17 protein-coding genes are annotated in these 21,177 nt (G+C 51.5%); 6 read left to right on the forward strand and 11 right to left on the reverse strand.

Translation table 11 applies throughout. From position 1 onward, the window contains the following. Positions 1 to 9: 9 nt before the first annotated feature. The 11 genes from rplC to kefG form a co-directional block, all read right to left on the reverse strand. A complete protein-coding gene (gene rplC / locus AC6R03_RS16150) occupies positions 10 to 639 on the reverse strand; it encodes a 50S ribosomal protein L3 (RefSeq protein ID WP_500630336.1) in 630 nt (209 codons plus the stop codon). A 14-nt stretch (positions 640 to 653) separates the two neighbouring features. Further along, complete coding sequence (gene rpsJ, locus AC6R03_RS16155) at positions 654 to 965, reverse strand: 30S ribosomal protein S10 (protein WP_001181007.1); 312 nt, start codon at positions 963 to 965, stop codon at positions 654 to 656. A 513-nt stretch (positions 966 to 1,478) separates the two neighbouring features. Continuing rightward, positions 1,479 to 2,216, reverse strand: a complete 738-nt coding sequence (gene rlmB, locus AC6R03_RS16160) for a 23S rRNA (guanosine(2251)-2'-O)-methyltransferase RlmB (RefSeq protein WP_334554633.1) — start codon at positions 2,214 to 2,216, stop codon at positions 1,479 to 1,481. Positions 2,217 to 2,272: 56 nt separating this feature from the next. Then, entirely contained in the window at positions 2,273 to 4,753 is a 2,481-nt protein-coding gene (rnr, locus tag AC6R03_RS16165; RefSeq protein ID WP_500630337.1) for a ribonuclease R, read from the reverse strand. Between the two features lie 300 nt (positions 4,754 to 5,053). Next, positions 5,054 to 5,692, reverse strand: coding sequence for a flagellar protein MotX (gene motX / locus AC6R03_RS16170; RefSeq protein ID WP_500627516.1), 639 nt, complete (start codon positions 5,690 to 5,692; stop codon positions 5,054 to 5,056). Between the two features lie 345 nt (positions 5,693 to 6,037). Continuing rightward, the gene (locus AC6R03_RS16175) at positions 6,038 to 7,354 is read right to left on the reverse strand and encodes an adenylosuccinate synthase (RefSeq protein WP_334554640.1); all 1,317 of its coding nucleotides are present in this window, start codon (positions 7,352 to 7,354) and stop codon (positions 6,038 to 6,040) included. Between the two features lie 161 nt (positions 7,355 to 7,515). Beyond that, on the reverse strand, positions 7,516 to 8,457 hold the full coding sequence (locus AC6R03_RS16180; RefSeq protein ID WP_500630338.1) for an isoaspartyl peptidase/L-asparaginase family protein: 942 nt from the start codon (positions 8,455 to 8,457) through the stop codon (positions 7,516 to 7,518). Between the two features lie 151 nt (positions 8,458 to 8,608). Further along, on the reverse strand, positions 8,609 to 9,193 hold the full coding sequence (gene slyD / locus AC6R03_RS16185) for a peptidylprolyl isomerase (protein ID WP_487903342.1): 585 nt from the start codon (positions 9,191 to 9,193) through the stop codon (positions 8,609 to 8,611). A 97-nt stretch (positions 9,194 to 9,290) separates the two neighbouring features. Next, the gene (locus AC6R03_RS16190) at positions 9,291 to 9,485 is read right to left on the reverse strand and encodes a YheV family putative zinc ribbon protein (RefSeq protein WP_334554646.1); all 195 of its coding nucleotides are present in this window, start codon (positions 9,483 to 9,485) and stop codon (positions 9,291 to 9,293) included. Between the two features lie 75 nt (positions 9,486 to 9,560). After that, complete coding sequence (kefB, locus tag AC6R03_RS16195) at positions 9,561 to 11,354, reverse strand: glutathione-regulated potassium-efflux system protein KefB (RefSeq protein ID WP_500630339.1); 1,794 nt, start codon at positions 11,352 to 11,354, stop codon at positions 9,561 to 9,563. Then, positions 11,338 to 11,982, reverse strand: coding sequence for a glutathione-regulated potassium-efflux system ancillary protein KefG (kefG, locus tag AC6R03_RS16200; protein ID WP_500630366.1), 645 nt, complete (start codon positions 11,980 to 11,982; stop codon positions 11,338 to 11,340). The genes kefB and kefG overlap by 17 nt, the downstream gene beginning before the upstream one ends. Before the next feature lie 226 nt (positions 11,983 to 12,208). On the opposite strand from kefG, the gene AC6R03_RS16205 reads away from it, so the two are divergent. From AC6R03_RS16205 to AC6R03_RS16230, 6 genes are all read left to right on the forward strand, one after another. Then, on the forward strand, positions 12,209 to 14,137 hold the full coding sequence (locus tag AC6R03_RS16205) for an ABC transporter ATP-binding protein (RefSeq protein ID WP_500630340.1): 1,929 nt from the start codon (positions 12,209 to 12,211) through the stop codon (positions 14,135 to 14,137). Then, the gene (locus tag AC6R03_RS16210) at positions 14,074 to 14,664 is read left to right on the forward strand and encodes a TIGR02444 family protein (protein ID WP_500630341.1); all 591 of its coding nucleotides are present in this window, start codon (positions 14,074 to 14,076) and stop codon (positions 14,662 to 14,664) included. The genes AC6R03_RS16205 and AC6R03_RS16210 overlap by 64 nt, the downstream gene beginning before the upstream one ends. A 4-nt stretch (positions 14,665 to 14,668) precedes the next feature. Next, positions 14,669 to 15,640 carry a hydrolase gene (locus tag AC6R03_RS16215; RefSeq protein ID WP_500630342.1) on the forward strand — a complete coding sequence of 324 codons (972 nt, stop codon included), beginning with the start codon at positions 14,669 to 14,671 and terminating at the stop codon, positions 15,638 to 15,640. A 360-nt stretch (positions 15,641 to 16,000) separates the two neighbouring features. Further along, positions 16,001 to 17,413 carry a capsule assembly Wzi family protein gene (locus AC6R03_RS16220; RefSeq protein WP_500630343.1) on the forward strand — a complete coding sequence of 471 codons (1,413 nt, stop codon included), beginning with the start codon at positions 16,001 to 16,003 and terminating at the stop codon, positions 17,411 to 17,413. 32 nt (positions 17,414 to 17,445) lie between these two features. After that, entirely contained in the window at positions 17,446 to 20,025 is a 2,580-nt protein-coding gene (locus AC6R03_RS16225; RefSeq protein WP_500630344.1) for an SLBB domain-containing protein, read from the forward strand. 87 nt (positions 20,026 to 20,112) lie between these two features. Next, on the forward strand, positions 20,113 to 21,099 hold the full coding sequence (locus AC6R03_RS16230; protein ID WP_500630345.1) for a Wzz/FepE/Etk N-terminal domain-containing protein: 987 nt from the start codon (positions 20,113 to 20,115) through the stop codon (positions 21,097 to 21,099). The last annotated feature ends 78 nt before the right edge of the window (positions 21,100 to 21,177 follow it).

The following is a 21,177-nucleotide window of genomic DNA, read 5'->3' on the forward strand; positions in this document are numbered from 1 at the left end:
CCTGAGACGTTATGCTTTAACAGCTGGTTTAACGATCACGTTGCCGCCAGTTGAGCCTGGGACTGCACCTTTAATAAGAAGCAGGTTGCGCTCAGCGTCAACACGTACGATCTCTAGGTTTTGAGTCGTTACACGCTCAGCACCCATGTGACCTGCCATTTTCTTGCCTTTAAATACGCGACCTGGAGTCTGACATTGACCGATAGAACCAGGAGCACGGTGAGACAATGAGTTACCGTGAGTCATATCTTGAGTACGGAAGTTCCAACGCTTAACAGCGCCCTGGAAGCCTTTACCTTTCGATGTACCAGTAACGTCTACTTTCTTAGTTTCGTTGAACAGTTCAACAGTTAGCTCAGCGCCAACTTCAAACTCTTCGCCGTTTTCCAAACGGAATTCCCAAAGACCACGACCAGCTTCAACGCCAGCTTTAGCAAAGTGACCTGCTTCAGCTTTGTTTACGCGGTTGGCTTTCTTAGCACCAGCAGTTACCTGAATTGCTGCGTAGCCGTCTGTTTCAAGAGTTTTCACTTGAGAAACGCGGTTACCTTCAACTTCAACAACAGTAACTGGGATAGAAACGCCATCTTCAGTAAATACGCGGGTCATGCCCACTTTACGACCGATTAGACCAATCATTCTTCTAATCTCCCTTAACCTAGGCTAATTTGTACGTCAACGCCCGCTGCAAGGTCTAGACGCATCAGAGCATCAACAGTTTTGTCTGTTGGCTCAACGATGTCGATTAGACGTTTGTGAGTACGGATTTCGTACTGATCACGAGCATCTTTGTTAACGTGTGGAGAGATAAGAACTGTGAAACGCTCTTTACGAGTTGGCAGTGGGATTGGACCACGAACCTGTGCGCCAGTGCGCTTAGCTGTTTCAACGATCTCCGCTGTAGAAGCGTCGATTAGTTTGTAATCGAAAGCTTTTAGGCGGATACGAATACGTTGGTTCTGCATGAGACAGAGCTCCAATAGTTATTTATTACACAAACAATATCGCCACTCAGACTCGCTAAGGCGAGAGAATGTACGATTGATTTATGTGAAACCGTAGCATCCAAGATTAGGACGCATTGTCAGCTAATTTTCGATTAGCTCTCGAGAAGAGAAACATTGCTGTTTGTTTTCAAGAGGTGAACTAATTGTATTAACCGCGAACATAAGCTGAGTTTACATTACCTAATTTACCAAGCGGTAAATCAGCTCCTCGCTGCTCATTGGTTCACAACTGGCTTAACCAGTGCGGGGAATTATACAGATCACAGTTTCACATGCAAGGGTTGTTTGAAAAATAGTCGCAGAAAAAGAGGGGGGAGAAAAAGAAGTGCCTAGTTTCTAGTTCCTAGAAGGAGCGTATAGAGAGCCAGAGGGGTGCTTAAAGAAAGTGAGAGGGGGAGAAGAAAAAAGTGAAAAGAAGTGCCTAGTTCCTAGAAGTCGCCCTCTAGGAACTAGGCACTCGCCACTAGGACCTTACCCCAACCTCTGACGGACGGCTTCGAAGAGGCAGATGCCTGAAGCAACCGAGACGTTTAAGCTCGAGACTGAGCCGGCCATTGGGATTTTGATTAGGTCATCACAGGTCTCGCGCGTTAGGCGGCGCATGCCGTCTCCTTCGGCACCCATGACGATGGCCAGTGGGCCAGTCAGTTTGGCTTGATAGATATCGTGCGTCGCCTCGCCAGCGGTGCCGACAAACCAGATGCCCTGCTCTTGCAAGCTGCGCATCGTGCGCGCCAGATTAGTCACGCGCACTAAGGGTACGGTTTCTGCTGCGCCACACGCCACTTTGCTAACCGTTGCCGTCATTGGCGCCGACTTATCTTTCGGCACGATGACCGCGCAAACACCCGCCGCATCAGCGTTACGTAGGCAAGCACCTAAGTTATGGGGATCGGTCACCCCATCCAGTACTAGCAGCAGTGGATTGTCGTGCTTGGCGATAATGTCATCCAAATCATGCTCGTTGAGCGGCTTGGCGGGCTTAACACGAGCAATCACACCTTGGTGATTGGCGCCATGCGCTTTGTCGTCGAGGGTTTTGCGCGTCATCTGCTGGATGGAAACGCCTACCGCTTGCAACTCGTTGAGGATAGGTAGCAGGCGGTCGTCTTGACGCCCTTTAAGAACATACGCTTCAACAAAACGTTCAGGCTCTTTGGCCAACACTGCTTTGACGGCGTGGATGCCATAAATAAATTCGTTACTCATTAGTTAACCTGTTTTGATTCAAGAGAGAGGCGTGATGCGCCCCTCTCTTCGATAGATTATCGTGTGGCTTTTTTCGGCTTACGACCGGGCTTTTTCTTGATGGCCTTTTTGACTTTTGGCTTTTTCGCCCCCTCAGCGCTCGCGTCGCCACGAGACTGACCTTTCGCGCCCGCTTTACCGCGCTCAGTGTCAGGACGCTTAGTCGGCTCCACTGCAGGGATGGCGCGGCGCTCGCCTTTTCCGCTGGCGTTACGCTTCTTCTCTTTTGCTTTACGCTGCGCTTCTGCCGCGCGTTTTTTCGACGTTTTGCCTTTACCACGTGGCACTCGGCTACTTTCCACCAACTCAAAATCGATCTGTCTGTCGTCCAAGTTAACCGACAGCACCTTCACTTTGACGCTATCGCCAAGACGATAAATGGCGCCAAAGCTCTCGCCGATCAAGCGCTGGCCGATTGGATCAAACTGATAGTAGTCGTTCGCCAAGTTAGAGATGTGCACTAAGCCATCGATGTGCAACTCACTCAAACGGACAAAGAAGCCAAAGCCCGTGACGTTGGCAATCACACCGTCTAGCTCTTCACCAACATGATCTTGCATGTACTCACATTTGAGCCAATCCGACACCTCACGCGTCGCGTCATCAGCGCGGCGTTCGGTCATCGAACACTGCTCACCGTAGAAGTCCATGTCATCAAATGAATAGTGGTAGCCGCCTGTTGGGGTCCAGCGATCGTGATTAGTGCCCGCTTGTTTGGCAATCAAATACTTAATCGCGCGATGAAGCAGCAAGTCTGGGTAACGACGAATCGGCGACGTAAAGTGCGCGTAACGCTTCAACGCCAAGCCAAAGTGGCCACAGTTGTCGGCATTGTACACCGCTTGCTTCATCGAGCGTAGTAGCATGGTTTGAATCAGCTCTTTATCAGGGCGCTCACCGATATGCTTCATCAAATCCGCATAATCCGTAGGAGAAGGCTCCAAACCGCCTTTCAAATCCAAGCCAAGCTCAGCCAAGAAATCTCTAAAGCCCGTTAAGCGCTCCTCGCCCGGCGTTTCGTGAATACGATATAGCGCTGGCTCTTTGGCTTTTTCCACCAAGGAAGCCGAGGCGATGTTGGCCAGAATCATACACTCTTCAATGATCTTGTGCGCATCGTTACGCACCACAGGCTCAATACTTTCGATTTTACGCTGCGCATTGAAGATAAATTTGGTTTCGACACTTTCAAACTCGATCGCCCCACGCTGATCGCGCGCTTCTTTTAGCACTTTGTACATCGCGTGCAGCTGCTCAAGATGCGGCACCAAAGCTTGGTAGCGCTCACGCAGCTCTTCATCCCCTTCGAGGATGTCATGCACTTTGCTGTAGGTCAGACGCGCGTGAGAATTCATCACCGCTTCGTAATGCTTGTAGCCTGACAGCTTGCCGGTTTCTGAGATGGTCATCTCGCACACCATACACAAGCGGTCCACCTGTGGATTCAGTGAACAGAGTCCGTTAGAGAGTACCTCAGGCAACATTGGCACCACTTGTGATGGGAAGTAGACCGAGTTACCACGGTTGATGGCCTCTTTATCTAACGCGCTATCGGTACGAACGTAATAGCTGACATCCGCAATCGCCACCCAGAGACGCCAGCCGCCCCCTTTCTTCGCTTCACAGTAGACAGCATCATCGAAATCGCGCGCGTCTTCGCCATCAATGGTGACCAATGGCAAGTCGCGCAAGTCAACACGACCGACTTTCGCCTCTTCCGGGACCTCTTCACCCAGGCCTTCAATCTGCTTCTCAACCGCTTCGGGCCATTCGTGAGGAATTTGGTGGGTACGAATGGCAATTTGCGTCTCCATACCTGGCGCCATATTCTCACCCAAAACTTCAACCACTTTGCCCATCATGCCACGTGAGCGTGAGCCACGGTCGGTCAATTCAATTACGACCACGTTGCCCATACGAGCCCCTGCTCGCTGGTCATTAGGAATCAAAATATCTTGGCTAATTCGAGAGTCATCCGGCACCACATAGGAGTAGCCATACTCCATGAAAAAGCGGCCGACGATCTGCGTCTGACGCTCTTCCAACACACGCACCAGGCGCCCTTCTTTGCGGCCGCGCTTCGAGTTATCGGTCGGTTGCACTAAGACGTAATCACCATGAATGATGTTTTTCATCTGATGATGCGGCAACACGATGTCGTTATCTTTGCCGACACTGCCTTCCGGTCTGACCCAACCATGACCGTCTTTATGGCCAATCACATAGCCTTTCACCATCTCGAGTTTTTCTGGCAAGGCGTAACATTGACGGCGCGTAAACACCAACTGCCCGTCACGCTCCATCGCGCGCAAACGGCGGCGCAAACCTTCGTATTGCTCTTCGCCTTCGAGTTTGAGCGCCTCAAACAGATCGTTGCGGTTCATGGGCACTCCCGCGTTAGTGAGATACTCAAGAATGTACTCACGACTTGGGATGGGGTTTTCGTAATTTTCAGATTCACGATCGGCAAAAGGATCGTTGGGCATTGTGTCAGACATAGGCACGCCTATTTTTTCCAGAGGAGTTAATAACAGTATATCGGCTCAAGTGAGCTTTTAATACTAAGCTAGCGTTTTTAAAGTGAAAGGTGGTCTTTTTAGGCAGAGTTTGCAAGTAGAAGGGTTAGCGGATAAAAGGTGAGGAGATAAAAGCAAAATACCCAGCCGAGCTGAGTATCACCATCACTGGCCACAAAGGCCAATCCAGAGTGCAGGTTGGATAAGCCGCGTGGTGTCTGTTTCGAATTCTAAGTCCGTCGCCTGCTAGCGCGAGCCCCGCCCCCTAGCAGAACGAGTGCGTTACCAGAACGTGTCGCGTTTTTTGGCGCGCGCGATGATGTTTTGCGGCATACGGCGCTCCAGCCCCTGACGCAAAATAGAGATGCGTTTGTGGGTGCGCTGATCCGCGGTGACGGAGTTGTAGAGCCAGCGGTAGGCATCTTCATAATCGAGCGGGCTGCCATAATCACGCAGCAGCAATTCTGCCAGATGAATACGCGCGTTCAGGTTGCCCATCGCAGCGGCTTCACGCAGATAAGGAATCGCGCGCTCTTTGTCTTCTTGTACCAAGGTGCCTCGAGAGTAGTAACGCCCGAGCTGCTCCAGCGCGGCAGGTAAACCTTGATGGGCAGCGTTCTCCATATAGTAGAGACCCAGTTCCACATCCTGCTCCACACACACACCCCACGCCAACATATCGCCATACAAAAACTCGTAAGACGGTAGGCTAATGCGCGTTGCGCGCGCGACAATGTCTTCCACCAGCTGACATTTGTCGGCTTTGACTTGCTCAAGGTGCTTGTTGTCGTTAATCAGTTTGATCAGTTCAGCTTCGGTATAAATCGGGACCGGTTCACCAATCTCCGCTAGCTCATTCGCGGTGACCGTTTGAGCGCCCAACATCAATACCATCGAAGCCGCTAACATTTTTAGCGTCATTATCTGCACTCTTTACTTCGATTGTTTGTCCATTGTTAACTGGGATGCGCGACTCAACACCACACCTCAATTGCGAGCGACCACCACCGATTGACTCCACTGCTGGAGTCGACGCCAACAAACCGGCGAAAGAGGTGGCAAGCTTGAACCTTATATCGACCAAGATTGATAACTCTTTAATCAAAATTGCCGCTACAAGGCAAATTGTTGCCGCGAAAGGGAGAGAATTCAAGCTGTAAAGACGTAAAAAAACCAGCGCAAGGGCGCTGGTTTATCAGATTCACTATTCACTGTTGTGGCAGCTATTAGCTATTAGCTATTAGCTATTAGGAATGCCAGCCTAGATTAGGCGTTAAACGGGTGAACTTTGATGATGGTTTCGTTACGGTCAGGACCGGTTGAGATGATGTCAACAGGCACGCCGGTGAGCTCTTCAATACGCTTGATATAGTTCAGCGCAGCTTGAGGCAAATCATCGATAGACTTGGCACCGAAGGTGTTCTCAGACCAACCAGGCATGGTTTCGTAGATAGGGGTTGCCTTCTCGAACGCTTCTGCCGCCATTGGTGACACTTCAAGGATAGCGCCATCATCCATCTTGTAACCCGTACAGATTTTCAGCTCTTTCAAGCCATCCAGTACGTCCAATTTCGTCAAACAGAAACCGGACACTGAGTTGATTTGGATCGCGCGGCGCATTGCCACAGCGTCAAACCAACCGGTACGACGTAGACGACCTGTCGTTGCACCAAACTCGTGGCCAACCGTGCCTAGGTGTTTACCGATAGGATCTTGCTTGTCTTGACCATCGTACAGTTCCGTCGGGAATGGGCCTGCACCAACACGTGTGCAGTACGCTTTCGCGATACCAAGAATGTAACCAATGTGACGAGGACCAAAGCCAGAGCCTGCCGCAACACCACCTGCTGTAGTGTTCGATGAGGTCACGTATGGGTAAGTACCGTGGTCGATATCAAGCAGTGTGCCTTGTGCACCTTCGAACATGATCTTGTCGCCGCGCTTACGAGCCGCATCCAGTTCGTCAGTGACATCAATCACCATAGAAGTGAGAAGGTCTGCGTAGCCTTTCGCTTGCTCAAGCACTTCGTCATAGCTCACCGCTTCCGCTTTGTAGAAATTCACAAGCTGGAAGTTGTGGTATTCCATCACTTCTTTCAGTTTCTCAGCAAACGCGTCCATGTCGAACAGATCGCCAACACGAAGACCACGGCGCGCCACTTTATCTTCATACGCAGGACCGATACCACGGCCTGTTGTACCGATCGCTTTTTTACCACGCGCAACTTCACGCGCTTGGTCCATAGCGATGTGGTATGGAAGAATAAGAGGACAGGCTTCAGAAATGAAAAGACGCTCGCGCACTGGAATGCCGCGCTCTTCAAGAGGTTTCATTTCTTTCAGTAACGCTTCTGGCGAAAGAACAACGCCATTACCGATAACACATTTAACGTTATCGCGAAGAATACCTGATGGAATTAAGTGGAGAACGGTTTTTTCACCGTCAATGACTAGAGTGTGACCTGCGTTGTGACCGCCTTGGTAGCGAACCACATATTTTGCATCTTCAGTTAAAAGGTCTACGATTTTACCTTTACCTTCGTCACCCCATTGGGTGCCCAGAACGACTACGTTATTTCCCATCTTTCCAAGTCTGATTGCTAGTTAAAAAAGGATTCTAGCACCGAATCACACTTCGTGCAGTCATTTTTTAATCATCCCAAAGGAAACCCCGCTAGTGCTCTGGTACGCAACGAGATTTTCAGATCCTATTATCCATTTTGACTCACAGTCAGTGTCGGCTTTCATTCATCGGCGTAAATTTTCACACATAAATTACCCGCGGCATCAATACTAGCGCGATACATGCCTGAGCTGTTCATGGCAAAGTGCACTTGCCCGTGCGCATCGAGAGCAATCAGGCCACCTTCTCCACCTAACGATTTGAGCTCCCCTTGAATGATGCTGTCGCTGGCTTGCTGGACGCTCTCCTTGAGATAGCGCATGCGCGCCGCAACATCAACGGCCACGGTTTTGCGAATGAAGTACTCACCCATTCCCGTGGTGGAGACCGCCACAACGCCATTTTCTGCGTACGTGCCCGCGCCAATCAACGCAGAGTCACCGACTCGGCCATACTTCTTGTTGGTGATACCGCCGGTGCTGGTTGCCGCTGCCAAATTCCCGTTGGCATCGAGCGCCACCGCTCCGACCGTGCCGTACTTGTTGTCATCCGGATAGCGCGACTCCGACAGGGCAAACATCCCTTTCTCTTTCATCGACTGAAGCTGCTCATAGCGGCGCTCGGTAAAAAAGTAATCTTGCTCGGTATAGGTATAGCCGTGCTCAAAGGCGAACGCTTCCGCGCCCTCTCCGATCAAGAGCACATGGTCGCTCTGCTGCATCACTGAGCGGGCAACTTCTACCGGATTTTTAATATGGCGCACCCCCGCCACCGCGCCAGCATCACACTGGGCGCCATGCATCACTGAGGCATCCATCTCGACAAACTCTTTGTGGGTCAGCACCGAGCCTTTCCCTGCATTGAAGTGCGGCGAGTCTTCCAGCACTTTCACCGCCGCGACCGCCGCATCGAGCGCGTCGCCACCGGCCGCTAACAAGCAGTGCCCAGCGCGCACCGCGCTCTCCAAATCAGACAATATGGCCGCTTTTAGTGAGTCGCTCATTTGCTCTCGCAGTATGGTCCCTGCCCCGCCATGTATGGCGATTGAAATTGGTGAATTCACTCTTTTCTCCTTGATGTTGCTCAGTCACCCTATCCCCAAACAACAAAAAAGCGCAAGTCGATCACTCAACTCACGCTCCTGGTAGCTTCTTTAGTCTCTCTGCCTACCTCTAGGAACTAGGCACTAGAAACTAGAAACTAGGCACTTGCGATCAATGCGAGCCGCAACCACCGCCACCGCAGCAACCGTCTTTTTTCTCGCCATGGTCATGGCCTTCACCGCCACAACAGCCGCCTTCGTGATCGTGGTCGTGATCATGACCACAGCCACCTGCTTGATGTACGTGACCGTGCTCGATCTCTTCCGCTGTCGCTTCGCGTAGCGCAACCACTTCCACATCAAACGTCAGTGTTTGACCCGCAAGCATATGGTTACCATCAACCACCACTTCATCACCGTCTACTTCTGTCACTTCGACAGGAATAGGACCTTGGTCAGTGTCTGCTAGAAAGCGCATGCCCACTTCAATTTGATCCACACCTTGGAATACGTCAGCAGGAACGCGCTGAACCAATGCGTCATTATGCTCGCCGTACGCTTCTTCTGGTGAAACCGTCACAGAGAACTTCGCACCTGCTTCTTTGCCTTCAAGCGCAGTTTCCAAACCCGTGATCAGGTTGTTGTTACCGTGTAGGTAATCTAGCGGCGCATCGGCAGTTGATTGGTCAACGACAACGCCGTCTTCCATTTTCACTTGGTAAGCAAGGCTTACAACTACGTTCTTTTCGATTTTCATAATGACTCCAAGGAGAGTGAATAACAGAGCAACACAAACGCTCCGTAAAATAGTGTCGTCTAAGCGGACATTATGGGGATGATTTTTATAAACTCAATCAATCTGGCTTAAAAATACCGATCATATCTTGACCAGCATGGGGCGTTTTCTCCACCTCTTGCGGTTTTCGTTGATCGGTATGCTGGCATTCCACGCACTCGACCCACTCGATATTGTTCTCTATCCACCAGCGCAGGGTATCTTGAGCTTGGCAATGTGGGCAACTCGCCCCAGCTATAAATCGTTTTTTCATGGTGCTCTTGTTATTGGGTTTGTAGGGTTATGGGTTATGGGTTATGGGTTATGGGAAGTTTAGAGCTTGATGGGCTCAATCCCAGTAGTTTTTCGATTGCTGGTCGCTTTCCATCTCACGACCAAAAATCTCTTCCAGCTCTTTACGCGCCTCTTTGGCTCTCAGCGCCAGCTGCTTATCTTCGTTGTGCTGCGGCAGAAGCTCTTTGAGCATCGCATTGTCTAACTTTCTAAAATGCGCCTCAGCACGCTTGGCCTGATAGGGGTGCATGCCCATCTCAACCAAGGCTTGACGCCCTAAGTCTAACGCGCCCAAAAAGGTTTCGCGCGAATAGTTGTCTACACCGTGACTGAGAAGCTGATACGCCTCCACTCGGCTGCGCGCACGAGCAAGCAGCTTTAGGTGCGGAAAATAGTGCTGACAAAGCTCAACGATCTTCATGATTTCATCCGGTGAGTCGGTACAGATGATCATCGCTTCCGCCTTGTCGGCGCCGGCGGCACGCAGTAAATCCAGTTGCGTCGCGTCACCATAAAATACCTTGTAGCCATATTTACGCAGGAGCTTAATTTGGCTGGCATCACTTTCCAACACGGTCACTTTGATTTTGTTGGCGTACATCAGTCGGCCCACAATCTGCCCGAAGCGCCCAAAACCGGCAATGATCACCCGCGGACGTTTGTTGATGATGTCGCTTTGCGCCGACTGACCTGAGGTATTGAGCCCGCGTGCATACCACTTGTTCTGCGCCATCAACAGCAAAGGCGTGGTGACCATAGAGAGGCTGACCACCACCAATAAAAACGCGGTTTGATCTTTACTCAACAACCCTTGACTGCTCGCAGCGGTAAAAATCACAAACGCAAACTCACCACCTTGACTCAAAATGGCCGCCATTTTACTGCGCGCTTTGGGTCGGCTGCCCGACGCCTTAGCCAGCAAGTACAAAATCAGCCCTTTGATCGATACCAGGCCAATCACCGATATCAGCACCGCCAACGGCTCTAGCGCCAACAGACCAAGGTTGACCGCCATGCCTACGGCAATAAAAAACAGCCCAAGCAACAAGCCTTTAAACGGCTCAATCGCTATCTCGAGCTCATGTCGGTATTCACTTTCTGCCAGCAGCACGCCCGCAAGAAAGGTCCCGAGCGCCATTGATAGCCCCAAAGACTGCATCAACAAAGCGATGCCGATCACCAGCAGCAAGGCACACGCGGTAAACAACTCTCGCACACCACTTAATACGATGTAGCGAAACAAAGGGCGCAATAAATAGTGACCACCGACCAGCAAACCTATCACGCCGCCGACCATCCACACGGCGCTGAGCCAATCACCACTGGTGTGCCCAGCCAGAAGCGGCAACACCGCCAGCATAGGGATCACCGCTATATCTTGAAACAGCAACACCGCAAACCCTGATTGCCCGGCCTCACTGCCGCCTAGCCCTTGCTCTTCAATCACTTTCAACGCGATGGCGGTAGACGAAAGTGCCAACCCCATACCGATCACCACGCTGGTTTGCCAACTCACGCCAAAGAGATTGGCAATACTCGCCAATACGAGCGTAGTCAACACCACTTGAGCGCCGCCCAAGCCCAAAATCGGCCCTTTCATTTTCAGCAGTTTTTTGGGATTGAGCTCAAGGCCAATCAAAAACAGCAGCAGCACCACACCAAATTCGGCAAAATGGAGAATCGCTTCCACATCACTAATCAGCCCCAGTCCCCAAGGACCAATCGCCACGCCCGCCAACAGATAACCGAGCACAGAGCCCAGGCCTAAACGCTGAGCCAGTGGCACCGCCACCACCGCAGCGGTCAGGAAAATCACGCTGCTTTGCAGAAAATCACTTTCCAGAGCCATCTTGCCCCCCTTGTAAGCGCGCTTTCGCCTCGCTCAGCTCGGCCCCCGTAGTCATCGGCGCAAGCGGATCGTTGAGCCATTGACGGTACTCTTCGGCATGTTGATAACGCTCCAAGTCAGTCACATTGCGCGCCCAGTAAAGCACCAGCGGTTCAATCCACTCCATTTGACACAAGGCGGCGGTCAACTCAAACGGCTGCAAAATCTCGGACAGTGGATAGCGGTTGTAGCCCGATTTGGCGTACGCATCAAAATGACCGCCTGTGGTGATCACGCTGCGCCACACTTTGCCCTTGAGCGCTTCGCCTTTGCCAAAGGCAAACCCTTTGCTTAACACGCGATCGATCCACTCTTTGAGCAGCGCCGGGCAAGAGTACATATAAAGAGGGTGATGAAAGACAATCACATCGTGCTCGAGCAGTAGTTGGTGCTCAGCAGCGACATCAATAAAGAATTCAGGATAGTGCGCGTACAAATCGCGCACAGTAACGTGCTCAAGTGAGGCTATTTTCTTAAGCATGATCGTATTGGCCACTGAACCTTGCGACTCTGGGTGCGCGTACAGCACCAGCACTTTAGGTTTATGCTTAAGTGTCTGCTTAGACGTGGGGGTCGATGACAGTTCCATCCGTGAATCACCATCCATTCTTCTCTGTTGCCTTTGACAATACGTGGTTCGCTGCTAATTCTCAATGCTAATCAATCAATTCACACCACCAATAGGCCCAAGAAAAGCGCAACCCGAAACAACACATACGCCAGCAACACCGACGCAATGATCGACTTTTTACGCCAATCCCCCTACTATGCGACGCAAGACCAGTCCACATCGCGAGAACCCAACGGGTAACATTATGATCACCTTTTCTGACATCGAATTGCTGCGCGGCGGCAAACCCCTGCTTGAACACGCTACGGCGACGATTCATCCGGGGGACAAAGTCGGCCTAGTCGGCAAAAACGGTTGTGGTAAATCCACACTGTTTGCGCTGATCAAAGACGAACTCTCTATCGATGGCGGAAACTTCACTAAACCCGCTCACTGGGAACTCTCTTGGGTGGCTCAGGAAACGCCCGCCCTAGAGCGCTGCGCCCTTGAGTATGTGATTGATGGTGACCGCGAGTATCGTGCACTGGAAGCGCAATTGGCCGAAGCGGAACAGAAAGACAACGGCACGCTCGTCGCTGAGATCCACGGCAAAATCGAAACCATTGGCGGCTACAGCATTAAAGCGCGCGCCGCGGAGCTGCTCGATGGCTTAGGCTTTAGCCAAGCGCAGATGAGCTGGAATTTAACTCAGTTTTCCGGTGGTTGGCGGATGCGCCTTAACTTAGCGCAGGCGCTGCTGTGTCGCTCTGACTTGCTGCTGCTCGACGAACCGACCAACCACTTGGATCTGGATGCCGTGATGTGGCTTGAGCGCTGGCTGCAAAATTACCCGGGTACTTTAATCTTGATTTCTCACGACCGAGACTTTCTCGATCCGATTGTCGGTCGCATCATTCATATCGAGAATCAGACGATGAATGAGTACACCGGTAACTATTCGTCATTTGAAGAGCAGCGCGCGCAAAAACTGATCCTGCAACAAGCGCAATTTCAGAAGCAGCAGAAACAGATGGCGCACATGCAAAGCTACATCGACCGCTTCCGCTACAAAGCCTCCAAAGCGCGCCAAGCGCAAAGCCGCATTAAGGCGTTGGAGCGCATGGAGAAAGTCCTGCCGGCACAATTTGATAACCCGTTTAGCTTTGAGTTCCGTGAGCCGTTGGCCCTACCTAACCCAATCATCATGATGGATGAGGTCAGTGCCGGTTATGGCGATGCCTTAATCCTCGACAAAATTCGTCTCAACCTGGTTCCTGGCAGCCGAATTGGCCTGCTCGGGCGCAACGGCGCCGGTAAGTCAACGCTGATCAAACTGCTCTCGCGTGAGCTCAAGCCTCAAGGTGGCGATTTGACCTACTCACAAGGGGTCAAAATTGGCTACTTTGCCCAGCATCAGCTCGAAACCTTGCATCCCGAAGAGACGCCATTACAACACATGATGCAAATCGCCCCGGATAAAAACGAGCTAGAGCTGCGTAACTATCTTGGCAGCTTTGGCTTTCAAGGTGATAAGGCACTGGAAAAAGTCGCGCCCTTCTCCGGCGGCGAAAAAGCGCGCTTGGTGCTGGCGCTGATTGTGTGGCAAAAACCGAACTTGCTGCTGCTCGACGAACCGACCAACCACCTCGATCTCGATATGCGTGAAGCGCTGACCCTTGCGTTGCAAACCTTCGAGGGTGCGATGGTCATCGTCTCGCACGACCGTTACTTGTTGCGCGCCACCACCGACGACCTCTATTTGGTGCACGACCGACAAGTCGCGCCCTTCGATGGCGATCTCAATGACTACTATAAATGGCTGACGGAACAGCAAAAACAAGAGAGGCGTGACGCGCAAGACGCTCAACCTGAAAAAAGCACCACCAACAGCGCAGCCGCCAAAAAGGAGCAAAAGCGTCGTGAAGCAGAATTTCGTAAGCAGACCGCCCCTCTTCGCAAAACTCTGACAAAACTCGAAGAAAAAATGGATAAGTTGGGTAAAGCGCTCAATGACGCTGAAGTACAGCTGTCTGACAACAGCCTGTATGAAGCAGAAAATAAGGCTAAACTTAATCAAGTATTGGCGACTCAAGCAAGCTGCAAAGCTGAGCTTGAGGAGGTAGAAATGGAATGGATGGCAGGGCAAGAACAACTCGAACAGATGGAAGCGGCATTCACGGACGCGAGCCAGTAGAGACCACCGAAGCACAAGCATCGCAAGACAGCGCGCAAGCCGCGCGCCTGTCACACGACGAGCTGTGGGCATTCTGCTTGCAATACTACAGCGTGCGTGAAGTGAAAGACGCCTGTCTTAGTATGCAAAACCGCTATGGTGGCAATGTCAATTTACTGCTGCTGGTACGCTGGTTAGATGAGCAGAGGCTCACCTTTGATGAGCAGGGCTGGGCAACACTGCACGCTAGCCTGGCGCGATGTGAACCTCTGCTGCACAGCTATCGAGAGCTGCGCCGCAAGTTAAAACTTGGCGCGCCTGATACGCTCTACCGCGAAGCTCTGCAATTCGAGCTAGAGCTAGAAAAACAGCAGCAGGTCGACTTGCTCACTGGCGTCAACACGCTCACACTGCAAGAGAATCAAGGCGAACCACTCACCTTGCACTATTGTCGGCAGCAGGATGCTGAGCCCCTCTACGCCGCACTGCATACCGATTGGTATCCGACTGTCGGCAACCCGCCAAATACAGAAGCGAGCAAGGGATAGGCTTATGACACATTTTACCGCCGCGAAAGGACTCACCAATCCGCACCTGCAAACCTTGGCTCCGCGCCTGATTCGCAAAAAAGCCTTGTTTGAGCCTATCTGGCAAACGCTTGATACGCCCGATGGCGACTTTCTCGATCTCGCTTGGAGCGAAGATTGGCAACAAGAGAGCGCCGCGCGCAAACCCATTTTCGTGCTATTTCATGGCTTAGAAGGTTGTTTTTACAGCCCCTACGCCAACGGATTGATGCACGCGTTTTCTTCCCGGGGCTGGCTCGCCGTGATGATGCATTTTCGCGGTTGCAGCGGTAAACCCAACCACACCGCGCGGGCCTATCACTCAGGCGAAACCGAGGATGCTCGCCACTTTTTACGCCATCTCAACCACCTGTTTCCCGAGCAAGCTAAAGTCGCGGTCGGCATCTCTCTAGGCGGAAACATGTTGGCGAACTACTTAGCCGACTACCGCGATGAGCCACTGCTTGACGCGGCAACCATCGTCTCCGCGCCTTTGGATTTGTCGGCCTGCGCCGAGCGAATCGAGCAGGGCTTCTCCAAGGTCTACAAAACCTATCTGCTCTCCTCACTTAAGAAAAACGCGCTGCGTAAACATCATCTGTTAAAAGGCGAGCTCGATCTCTCTTATCAAAGCATCAAACGGGTCACTAAACTGATGGAGTTTGATGACCTCATCACTGCCCCTCTACACGGTTTTAAAGACGCGCAAGACTACTACCAGCGTTGCTCTGGGATCCGTCGCCTTAAAGAGATCCGCCTGCCGACACAAATCATCCACGCCAAAGACGACCCGTTTATGACGCCCGACGTCATCCCGAAATTTGTCCTGCCAGACAACATCGACTACCGCCTGTTCGATCAAGGCGGCCACGTTGGGTTTCTCACTGGCAGCGCCATCAAACCTCGCTTTTGGTTGGAAGAGGCGTTGCCGGCGTATTATCAATCACTCACAACGTGATTACCGCCGCTATTCATAACTGAGCATCATAGCCCGGCTCAGCGCAGCAGAGGCGCGTAGGGCACATCGTCAGAGAGGCGACAAGTCGTTACAAAATCGAGACAGAATCAGCCCTTTATGCCCCTATTATTATTCGGTATACTGCATATGGCTTTAACGACAGCAGGAGAGACATCCCGCGCTCGACTTGGCCATTAGACCTCAGTTTTCATGCCCCTTAAGTCACGCACTTAAGAGGCGTTTTTTTATGCATAATGGATAACCCTCTTCCTTTCGGCATCGACCGTGAGAAGAGTAGGGACACATTGCAAATAACTAGGAAAGTTCAGCGCCTATCGCGCTGCGGGTTAACGTTAGAACATGGCACTTTTTTTTCCTTCTTTTGACCACGCACGAGAGTCTCATCGTTTACAGGCTCATGCGCACCTGTTTTCCAATCAATGGATGAGGCATCAGATCCCAACTTGGCCACGCAAACGGGCGCTATCTCTGCGCGGCAGCGTGACATTGGCTCTGCTAGCGCTCTCGCCTAGCCTAACCTACGCTTCCCCTTGGGTGGAGTCACACGATCCCTTTTTGCGCGCCTCGTTGCACACCTTGTCAGACCGAGGCGTTTTGACCGCGCCGGTCAGTACTTATCCATTACGCTGGAGCAATGTCGGTGACGACGTCAAAGGTCGTCAGGTGGATGAAACCACGCAAAACGCTGCGCAACATGTTCGTCATGCGATGGCCAATGCCCAATATGGCCGAGGCAACGTGATGGCCAAAGCGCTCTACCAATCATCACCGACCGCGGAGCTAGGTTATGGCTCTGTCGGTAATGACCAATGGGGCATTTACTCAAGCTATGATCATCTTGATGATGATTTCTCGTTTAGGCTCAACATCAACTACGCTGATAGCCCAGCGCCCAACGCAACTCGCTCTGGCAGCGATGCAGCGTATGACACCGATGTCAATTTTATCGGCAGTCACCTGACCTTCAATGCAGGGTCAGCGCTCGTCAGCATCGGCTATCTTGAGCGATGGTGGGGACCGACTTGGCAACATAATGTGCAGATGGCGAGCTTTGGTGACACCACCCCGTCAGTGCAGCTTTCGTGGCTAGGTGAGCAATTGCCGTTTGGCGGCGCCTGGCATTTCGATACTGTCCTTGATGTCATTGACCAATCATCGGATTACCTCTGGTCAAACCGCCTCGCTCTACGCCCATGGCAGCCACTTGAACTGGGTGTGAATTATCAGCTCACCGATGAAGATAAACAAAAACAATCGATGAGCCAATACGGCGTCGACGCAAGGCTCTCTCTACCGCCATTCGGTGGTCTGTCTCACGCAGCGTTTGCCAACTGGCAGAACACAGAGTACGTGTATGATGTCACCGCCATCACATACGGCTGGGAAGGACACGTCGATTGGCTCAATACGCTGTGGTCGTTAGTGTTCGAAGGGCAGCAAGTCGATGCCCTCCCTACTACCGAGAGTTGGCGCGCCGAGCAGCAAGCACTGCTCAACAAAAGCACATCACTATTGTGGGGCGACAGTCACTCTATCGCGCTCTATGCCCAGTTTGCTAATGATCACCGCATGAGCTTGGTGTATCGAGACTCAGACGCCCAAGATAGACAAGAGACTGCCGCGCAACTCGACTATTACCTCCCTTTCCAACACGGGATGTTCAATATTGGCGTCGGTTACGTCGAGCTTACCTCACCAACTACACAGATAGACGAACCCAATGTGGTGTTTGGCTATGAATACCGTTATTAATCTTAACTGCATGCAAGGAATCAAGAACCCTTATGAAGTTGCTTAACCCCCTAGTGCTCACAAGCTTACTGTTTGTTAGCCAATTCGCGGCGGCCAATCAACCGACCGCGGCTCAAATTGAGCAGTTCAAAAAATTGCCCAAGGCGCAACAAGAGCAGCTTGCGCGTCAGTACGGGGTCGATCTTTCTTCATTGAACCGTTCTTCTACCGCTGAACCGGCGGTGACGGCCATTACCGAACCGCAAATGACCGTCACGCCCGCAGAGGCAGAGCCAGTAAAAGAGAGCGTCGATGTACAAGACAATCGCTTACCTGCATTCGGTTATGATGTGCTTAAAGGCAATCCATCTAGCTTTACGACGCTAGATAATGTTCCAGTACCGAATGACTACGTATTGGGGCCTGGCGATGAAGTTCGGATTCAAATCTTCGGCAAAGAAGATCAGCAATACAATGTGGTCGTGGATCGCAACGGTCAGTTGAACCTGCCTAAAATTGGCCCTATCAGCGTGACCGGCAAATCGTTCCAAGATCTCGATAGCGAACTCACCGCACTCATCAAAGAGCGCACCATAGGTGTTAATGTCACTGTCTCTATGGGCAGTATGCGTATGATGCAAATCTACGTCACCGGTGAAGCCACCATGCCCGGCGCGTACAATGTCAACGGTCTCACCACCATCACACAAGCATTGATTGCCGCGGGTGGGGTAAAAAACACGGGCTCATTGCGTGAAGTTCAGCTCAAGCGCAAAGGCCAAACCGTTGCCAAGCTCGATCTGTATCAACTACTGCTTAAAGGCGATACAAGCCAAGACGTGCGCTTACAAAAAGGCGATACCCTCTTTATTCCAAGCAAGAAGTCCAACATCACCATCAGTGGTGAAGTCACCCGCCCAGCGCACTTCGAGTTAACCACGGCCACGCCACTGTCCACCGTGGTCGAGTACGCAGGTGGTACGCTCAACACTGCCTACCTCAGCAGTGTCACTGTGCGCCGACAAACGCAGCAAGGGATTGTGGTCGATACGGTGGATCTTACCCAGCCAGCCGGTCAGCAATATCGCGTTAAAGATGGCGATGAAATTTTTATCTCCAAGGCCAGCAATAACATTGTTGATGCAGTCGCCGTGCGTGGCCAAGTCACCAAACAAGGCGTGCATGAGTATAAAAAAGGAATGCGTATCTCGGATGTCTTGTCATCACTTGACGATGACCTACTTCCTTCTGCTGATCTAAGCTATGCCTTGATTGTCAGAGAGCGTACACCTCACGGAAAAATCGATGTACTGCAGCTAAACCTAAGAGAAGCAGTGACAAAGCCAGGCTCGCAGGCTGACCTCATTCTCGCCAACCGCGATCAGATTTTTGTTTTATCGAACAATTACGACGCGGACTTCTGGCTAGGTAAGGGCGCCCAAAAGCGCAGCGCCCTCGATCAAAAACGTGATACGGATGAAAAAGTCGGCACAAGCGCCGGGCAAACCAACACATCCCGTGCTTCAACATTGGCCGATAATGAAACTTTGACCCTGAGAGAACGTGAGCTTAAACCTATTTTGCAGCGTCTAAAAGAGCAATCCTCGTGGAAGGAACCCGCTCAAATCGTGCAAATTGTAGGCGAAGTGAAATTTCCGGGCACCTACCCGATCACTGAGAATATGACCGTCGCCGATCTCGTTCAAGCTGCGGGAGGCTTTATGGAGTCTGCCTACTTGGATGGTGTGGAAATGACGCGTTTTGATCCTACAACGGAGGACGAGACTAAACTGCTCGACAAGTTGAAACTCAACCTCTCATCCCTATCAACCAACGATGCGCAACGCAAACTGGTGTCAAAAGACCGCATTGCTGTTCTGAAGAATACCGCATGGCGATCAGAAATGGTGGTTCAACTGAGCGGTGAAGTGATGTATCCAGGCACCTACGCGATCAACCGGGGTGATACTATTTTCGACGTCATTGAACGTGCAGGCGGCTTGACTGACTACGCTTACCCGAACGGAGCTATCTTCTCACGTGAGAGCCTAAAAGAGCGTGAGCGTCAACAGATGGCGCACCTACAAAGCACACTAGAAAGCCAAATTGCGGGATTAACCTTACGCAAGAATAGCTCTTCTGCCAGCTTCTCATCGAGCCCATCTGAAGCGATGGCACTGGTGCAAAACTTGGCGGACACGCCTGCGCTAGGGCGTATGGTCATCGACTTGCCGGCCATTTTGGAAGGCAATCAAGAGGCCAATATCATGCTGGCGAATAATGATAAGTTGTACATTCCTGAATTTGACAAGTCTGTCTCTATCATCGGTGAAGTGCAGTTTACCTCGACCCATACCTTCGATTACAGCAAGACGGTAGACGATTACATTCAACTGGCGGGCGGCACGAAAAAGCAAGCCGATACTGATCGCGTCTACGTTGTGCGCGCGGATGGCTCCGTCATGCTGCCGAATAACTCATTCTGGTTCAGTCGCAGCAGTGAGTCCTTACAGCCAGGTGATACCATCATAGTGCCGATTGACGTCGATTACCTCGATGGCCTGAGCACCGTCACCTCCGCCACTCAGATCTTGTATCAGTTGGGTGTCGCATGGAGCGCAATCAAAGACTAACGCTCTCCATTTTACTTGCATAGCGAAGCGCACTGGTGAAAAGCATAAGCCCCAGCGCGCTTCGTTTAACCTAAGCCGAAAGATATTATGTCGAAATCTCAACCAATTACACAACAAGACGGACACTACCCATTCCCGCCTTCTTATTACGCTACAGCGCCCGCCGATGACGAAATCGATCTGCGTGAGCTGTTTTATGCACTTTGGCGTGGCAAGTGGATCATCCTATTGACCACGGCTGTTTTTGCCGTGGGTGGCGTGCTATTTGCGCTTTCGCAACCTAACACGTACAAATCGGAGGCTCTACTGGCGGCTACGCAAAGCAGTGGCAGCGGTGGTTTATCAGGATCGCTAGGAAGTCTCGCTGCCTTTGCAGGCGTCAATATTGGCAAAGGCAACACCGCGGATCCCAAAATTGAGGCACTGGCGGTCCTTCAATCGCGCAAGTTCATCGAAACCTTCATCGAGAAACATCAGCTGTTGGTGCCGCTGATGGCTATCGAGTCATGGAATCCCGACACGGACACCGTGCGCTACAACGCCGATCTCTATGACACCCGCAGTGGCGAATGGCTACTCGATGACGAAGGTGAAAGCCTCGAGCCGACCCTGTGGGAAGCACACAAAGCATTTAAGCAAGTGCTGTCTGTCTCAGAAAACAAAGACAGCGGCATGGTGACGATTTCGGTTGTCAGCAAATCGCCCTTTATTGCTCAGCAATGGGTCACACTACTGATTGAAGATCTTAATCAATGGATGAAAACTCAAGCGTTGAGTGAAGCGGGGGACAAAATCGCCTACTTGCAAGAGCAAATCACTCGCACCTCCATCACTGAGCTACAGAACATGTTCTACTCACTGATTGAAGAGCAATACAAAACGCAAATGTTGGCGGAAGTGGAAAAAGAGTTCGTATTCAAAACCATCGATCCTGCCGTGGCGCCGGAAGAAAAAGATGGCCCGAAACGTGCGTTAATCTGTGTACTCGCCACTCTGTTGGGTGGCATGCTCGGCGTCGCCATCGTGCTCGTCCGCTTTGCGTTTCGTAAAGAAGAAGAGGCGCCTTCGGCATAACGCTAAACAGACATTCAGTGTTCCCGAGTATGCTAACAGTTTTACATTCTATAAATAGTCTCATAGAATGAAGGGGAA

It is taken from the genome of Vibrio sp. R10-SG-ISO4, assembly GCF_059834135.1.

Excerpts from the sequence above, each read along its gene's own strand:
- AC6R03_RS16230 (WP_500630345.1), top strand. The coding sequence starts at position 20,113 with ATGTCGAAATCTCAACCAATTACACAACAAGACGGACACTACCCATTC.
- AC6R03_RS16225 (WP_500630344.1), top strand. The coding sequence starts at position 17,446 with ATGAAGTTGCTTAACCCCCTAGTGCTCACAAGCTTACTGTTTGTTAGC.
- AC6R03_RS16175 (WP_334554640.1), bottom strand. The coding sequence starts at position 7,354 with ATGGGAAATAACGTAGTCGTTCTGGGCACCCAATGGGGTGACGAAGGT.
- AC6R03_RS16210 (WP_500630341.1), top strand. The coding sequence starts at position 14,074 with ATGGATGGCAGGGCAAGAACAACTCGAACAGATGGAAGCGGCATTCAC.
- AC6R03_RS16205 (WP_500630340.1), top strand. The coding sequence starts at position 12,209 with ATGATCACCTTTTCTGACATCGAATTGCTGCGCGGCGGCAAACCCCTG.
- slyD (WP_487903342.1), bottom strand. The coding sequence starts at position 9,193 with ATGAAAATCGAAAAGAACGTAGTTGTAAGCCTTGCTTACCAAGTGAAA.
- AC6R03_RS16215 (WP_500630342.1), top strand. The coding sequence starts at position 14,669 with ATGACACATTTTACCGCCGCGAAAGGACTCACCAATCCGCACCTGCAA.
- AC6R03_RS16190 (WP_334554646.1), bottom strand. The coding sequence starts at position 9,485 with ATGAAAAAACGATTTATAGCTGGGGCGAGTTGCCCACATTGCCAAGCT.
- AC6R03_RS16220 (WP_500630343.1), top strand. The coding sequence starts at position 16,001 with ATGGCACTTTTTTTTCCTTCTTTTGACCACGCACGAGAGTCTCATCGT.
- rplC (WP_500630336.1), bottom strand. The coding sequence starts at position 639 with ATGATTGGTCTAATCGGTCGTAAAGTGGGCATGACCCGCGTATTTACT.
- rpsJ (WP_001181007.1), bottom strand. The coding sequence starts at position 965 with ATGCAGAACCAACGTATTCGTATCCGCCTAAAAGCTTTCGATTACAAA.
- rlmB (WP_334554633.1), bottom strand. The coding sequence starts at position 2,216 with ATGAGTAACGAATTTATTTATGGCATCCACGCCGTCAAAGCAGTGTTG.
- kefG (WP_500630366.1), bottom strand. The coding sequence starts at position 11,982 with ATGGAACTGTCATCGACCCCCACGTCTAAGCAGACACTTAAGCATAAA.
- rnr (WP_500630337.1), bottom strand. The coding sequence starts at position 4,753 with ATGTCTGACACAATGCCCAACGATCCTTTTGCCGATCGTGAATCTGAA.
- kefB (WP_500630339.1), bottom strand. The coding sequence starts at position 11,354 with ATGGCTCTGGAAAGTGATTTTCTGCAAAGCAGCGTGATTTTCCTGACC.
- motX (WP_500627516.1), bottom strand. The coding sequence starts at position 5,692 with ATGACGCTAAAAATGTTAGCGGCTTCGATGGTATTGATGTTGGGCGCT.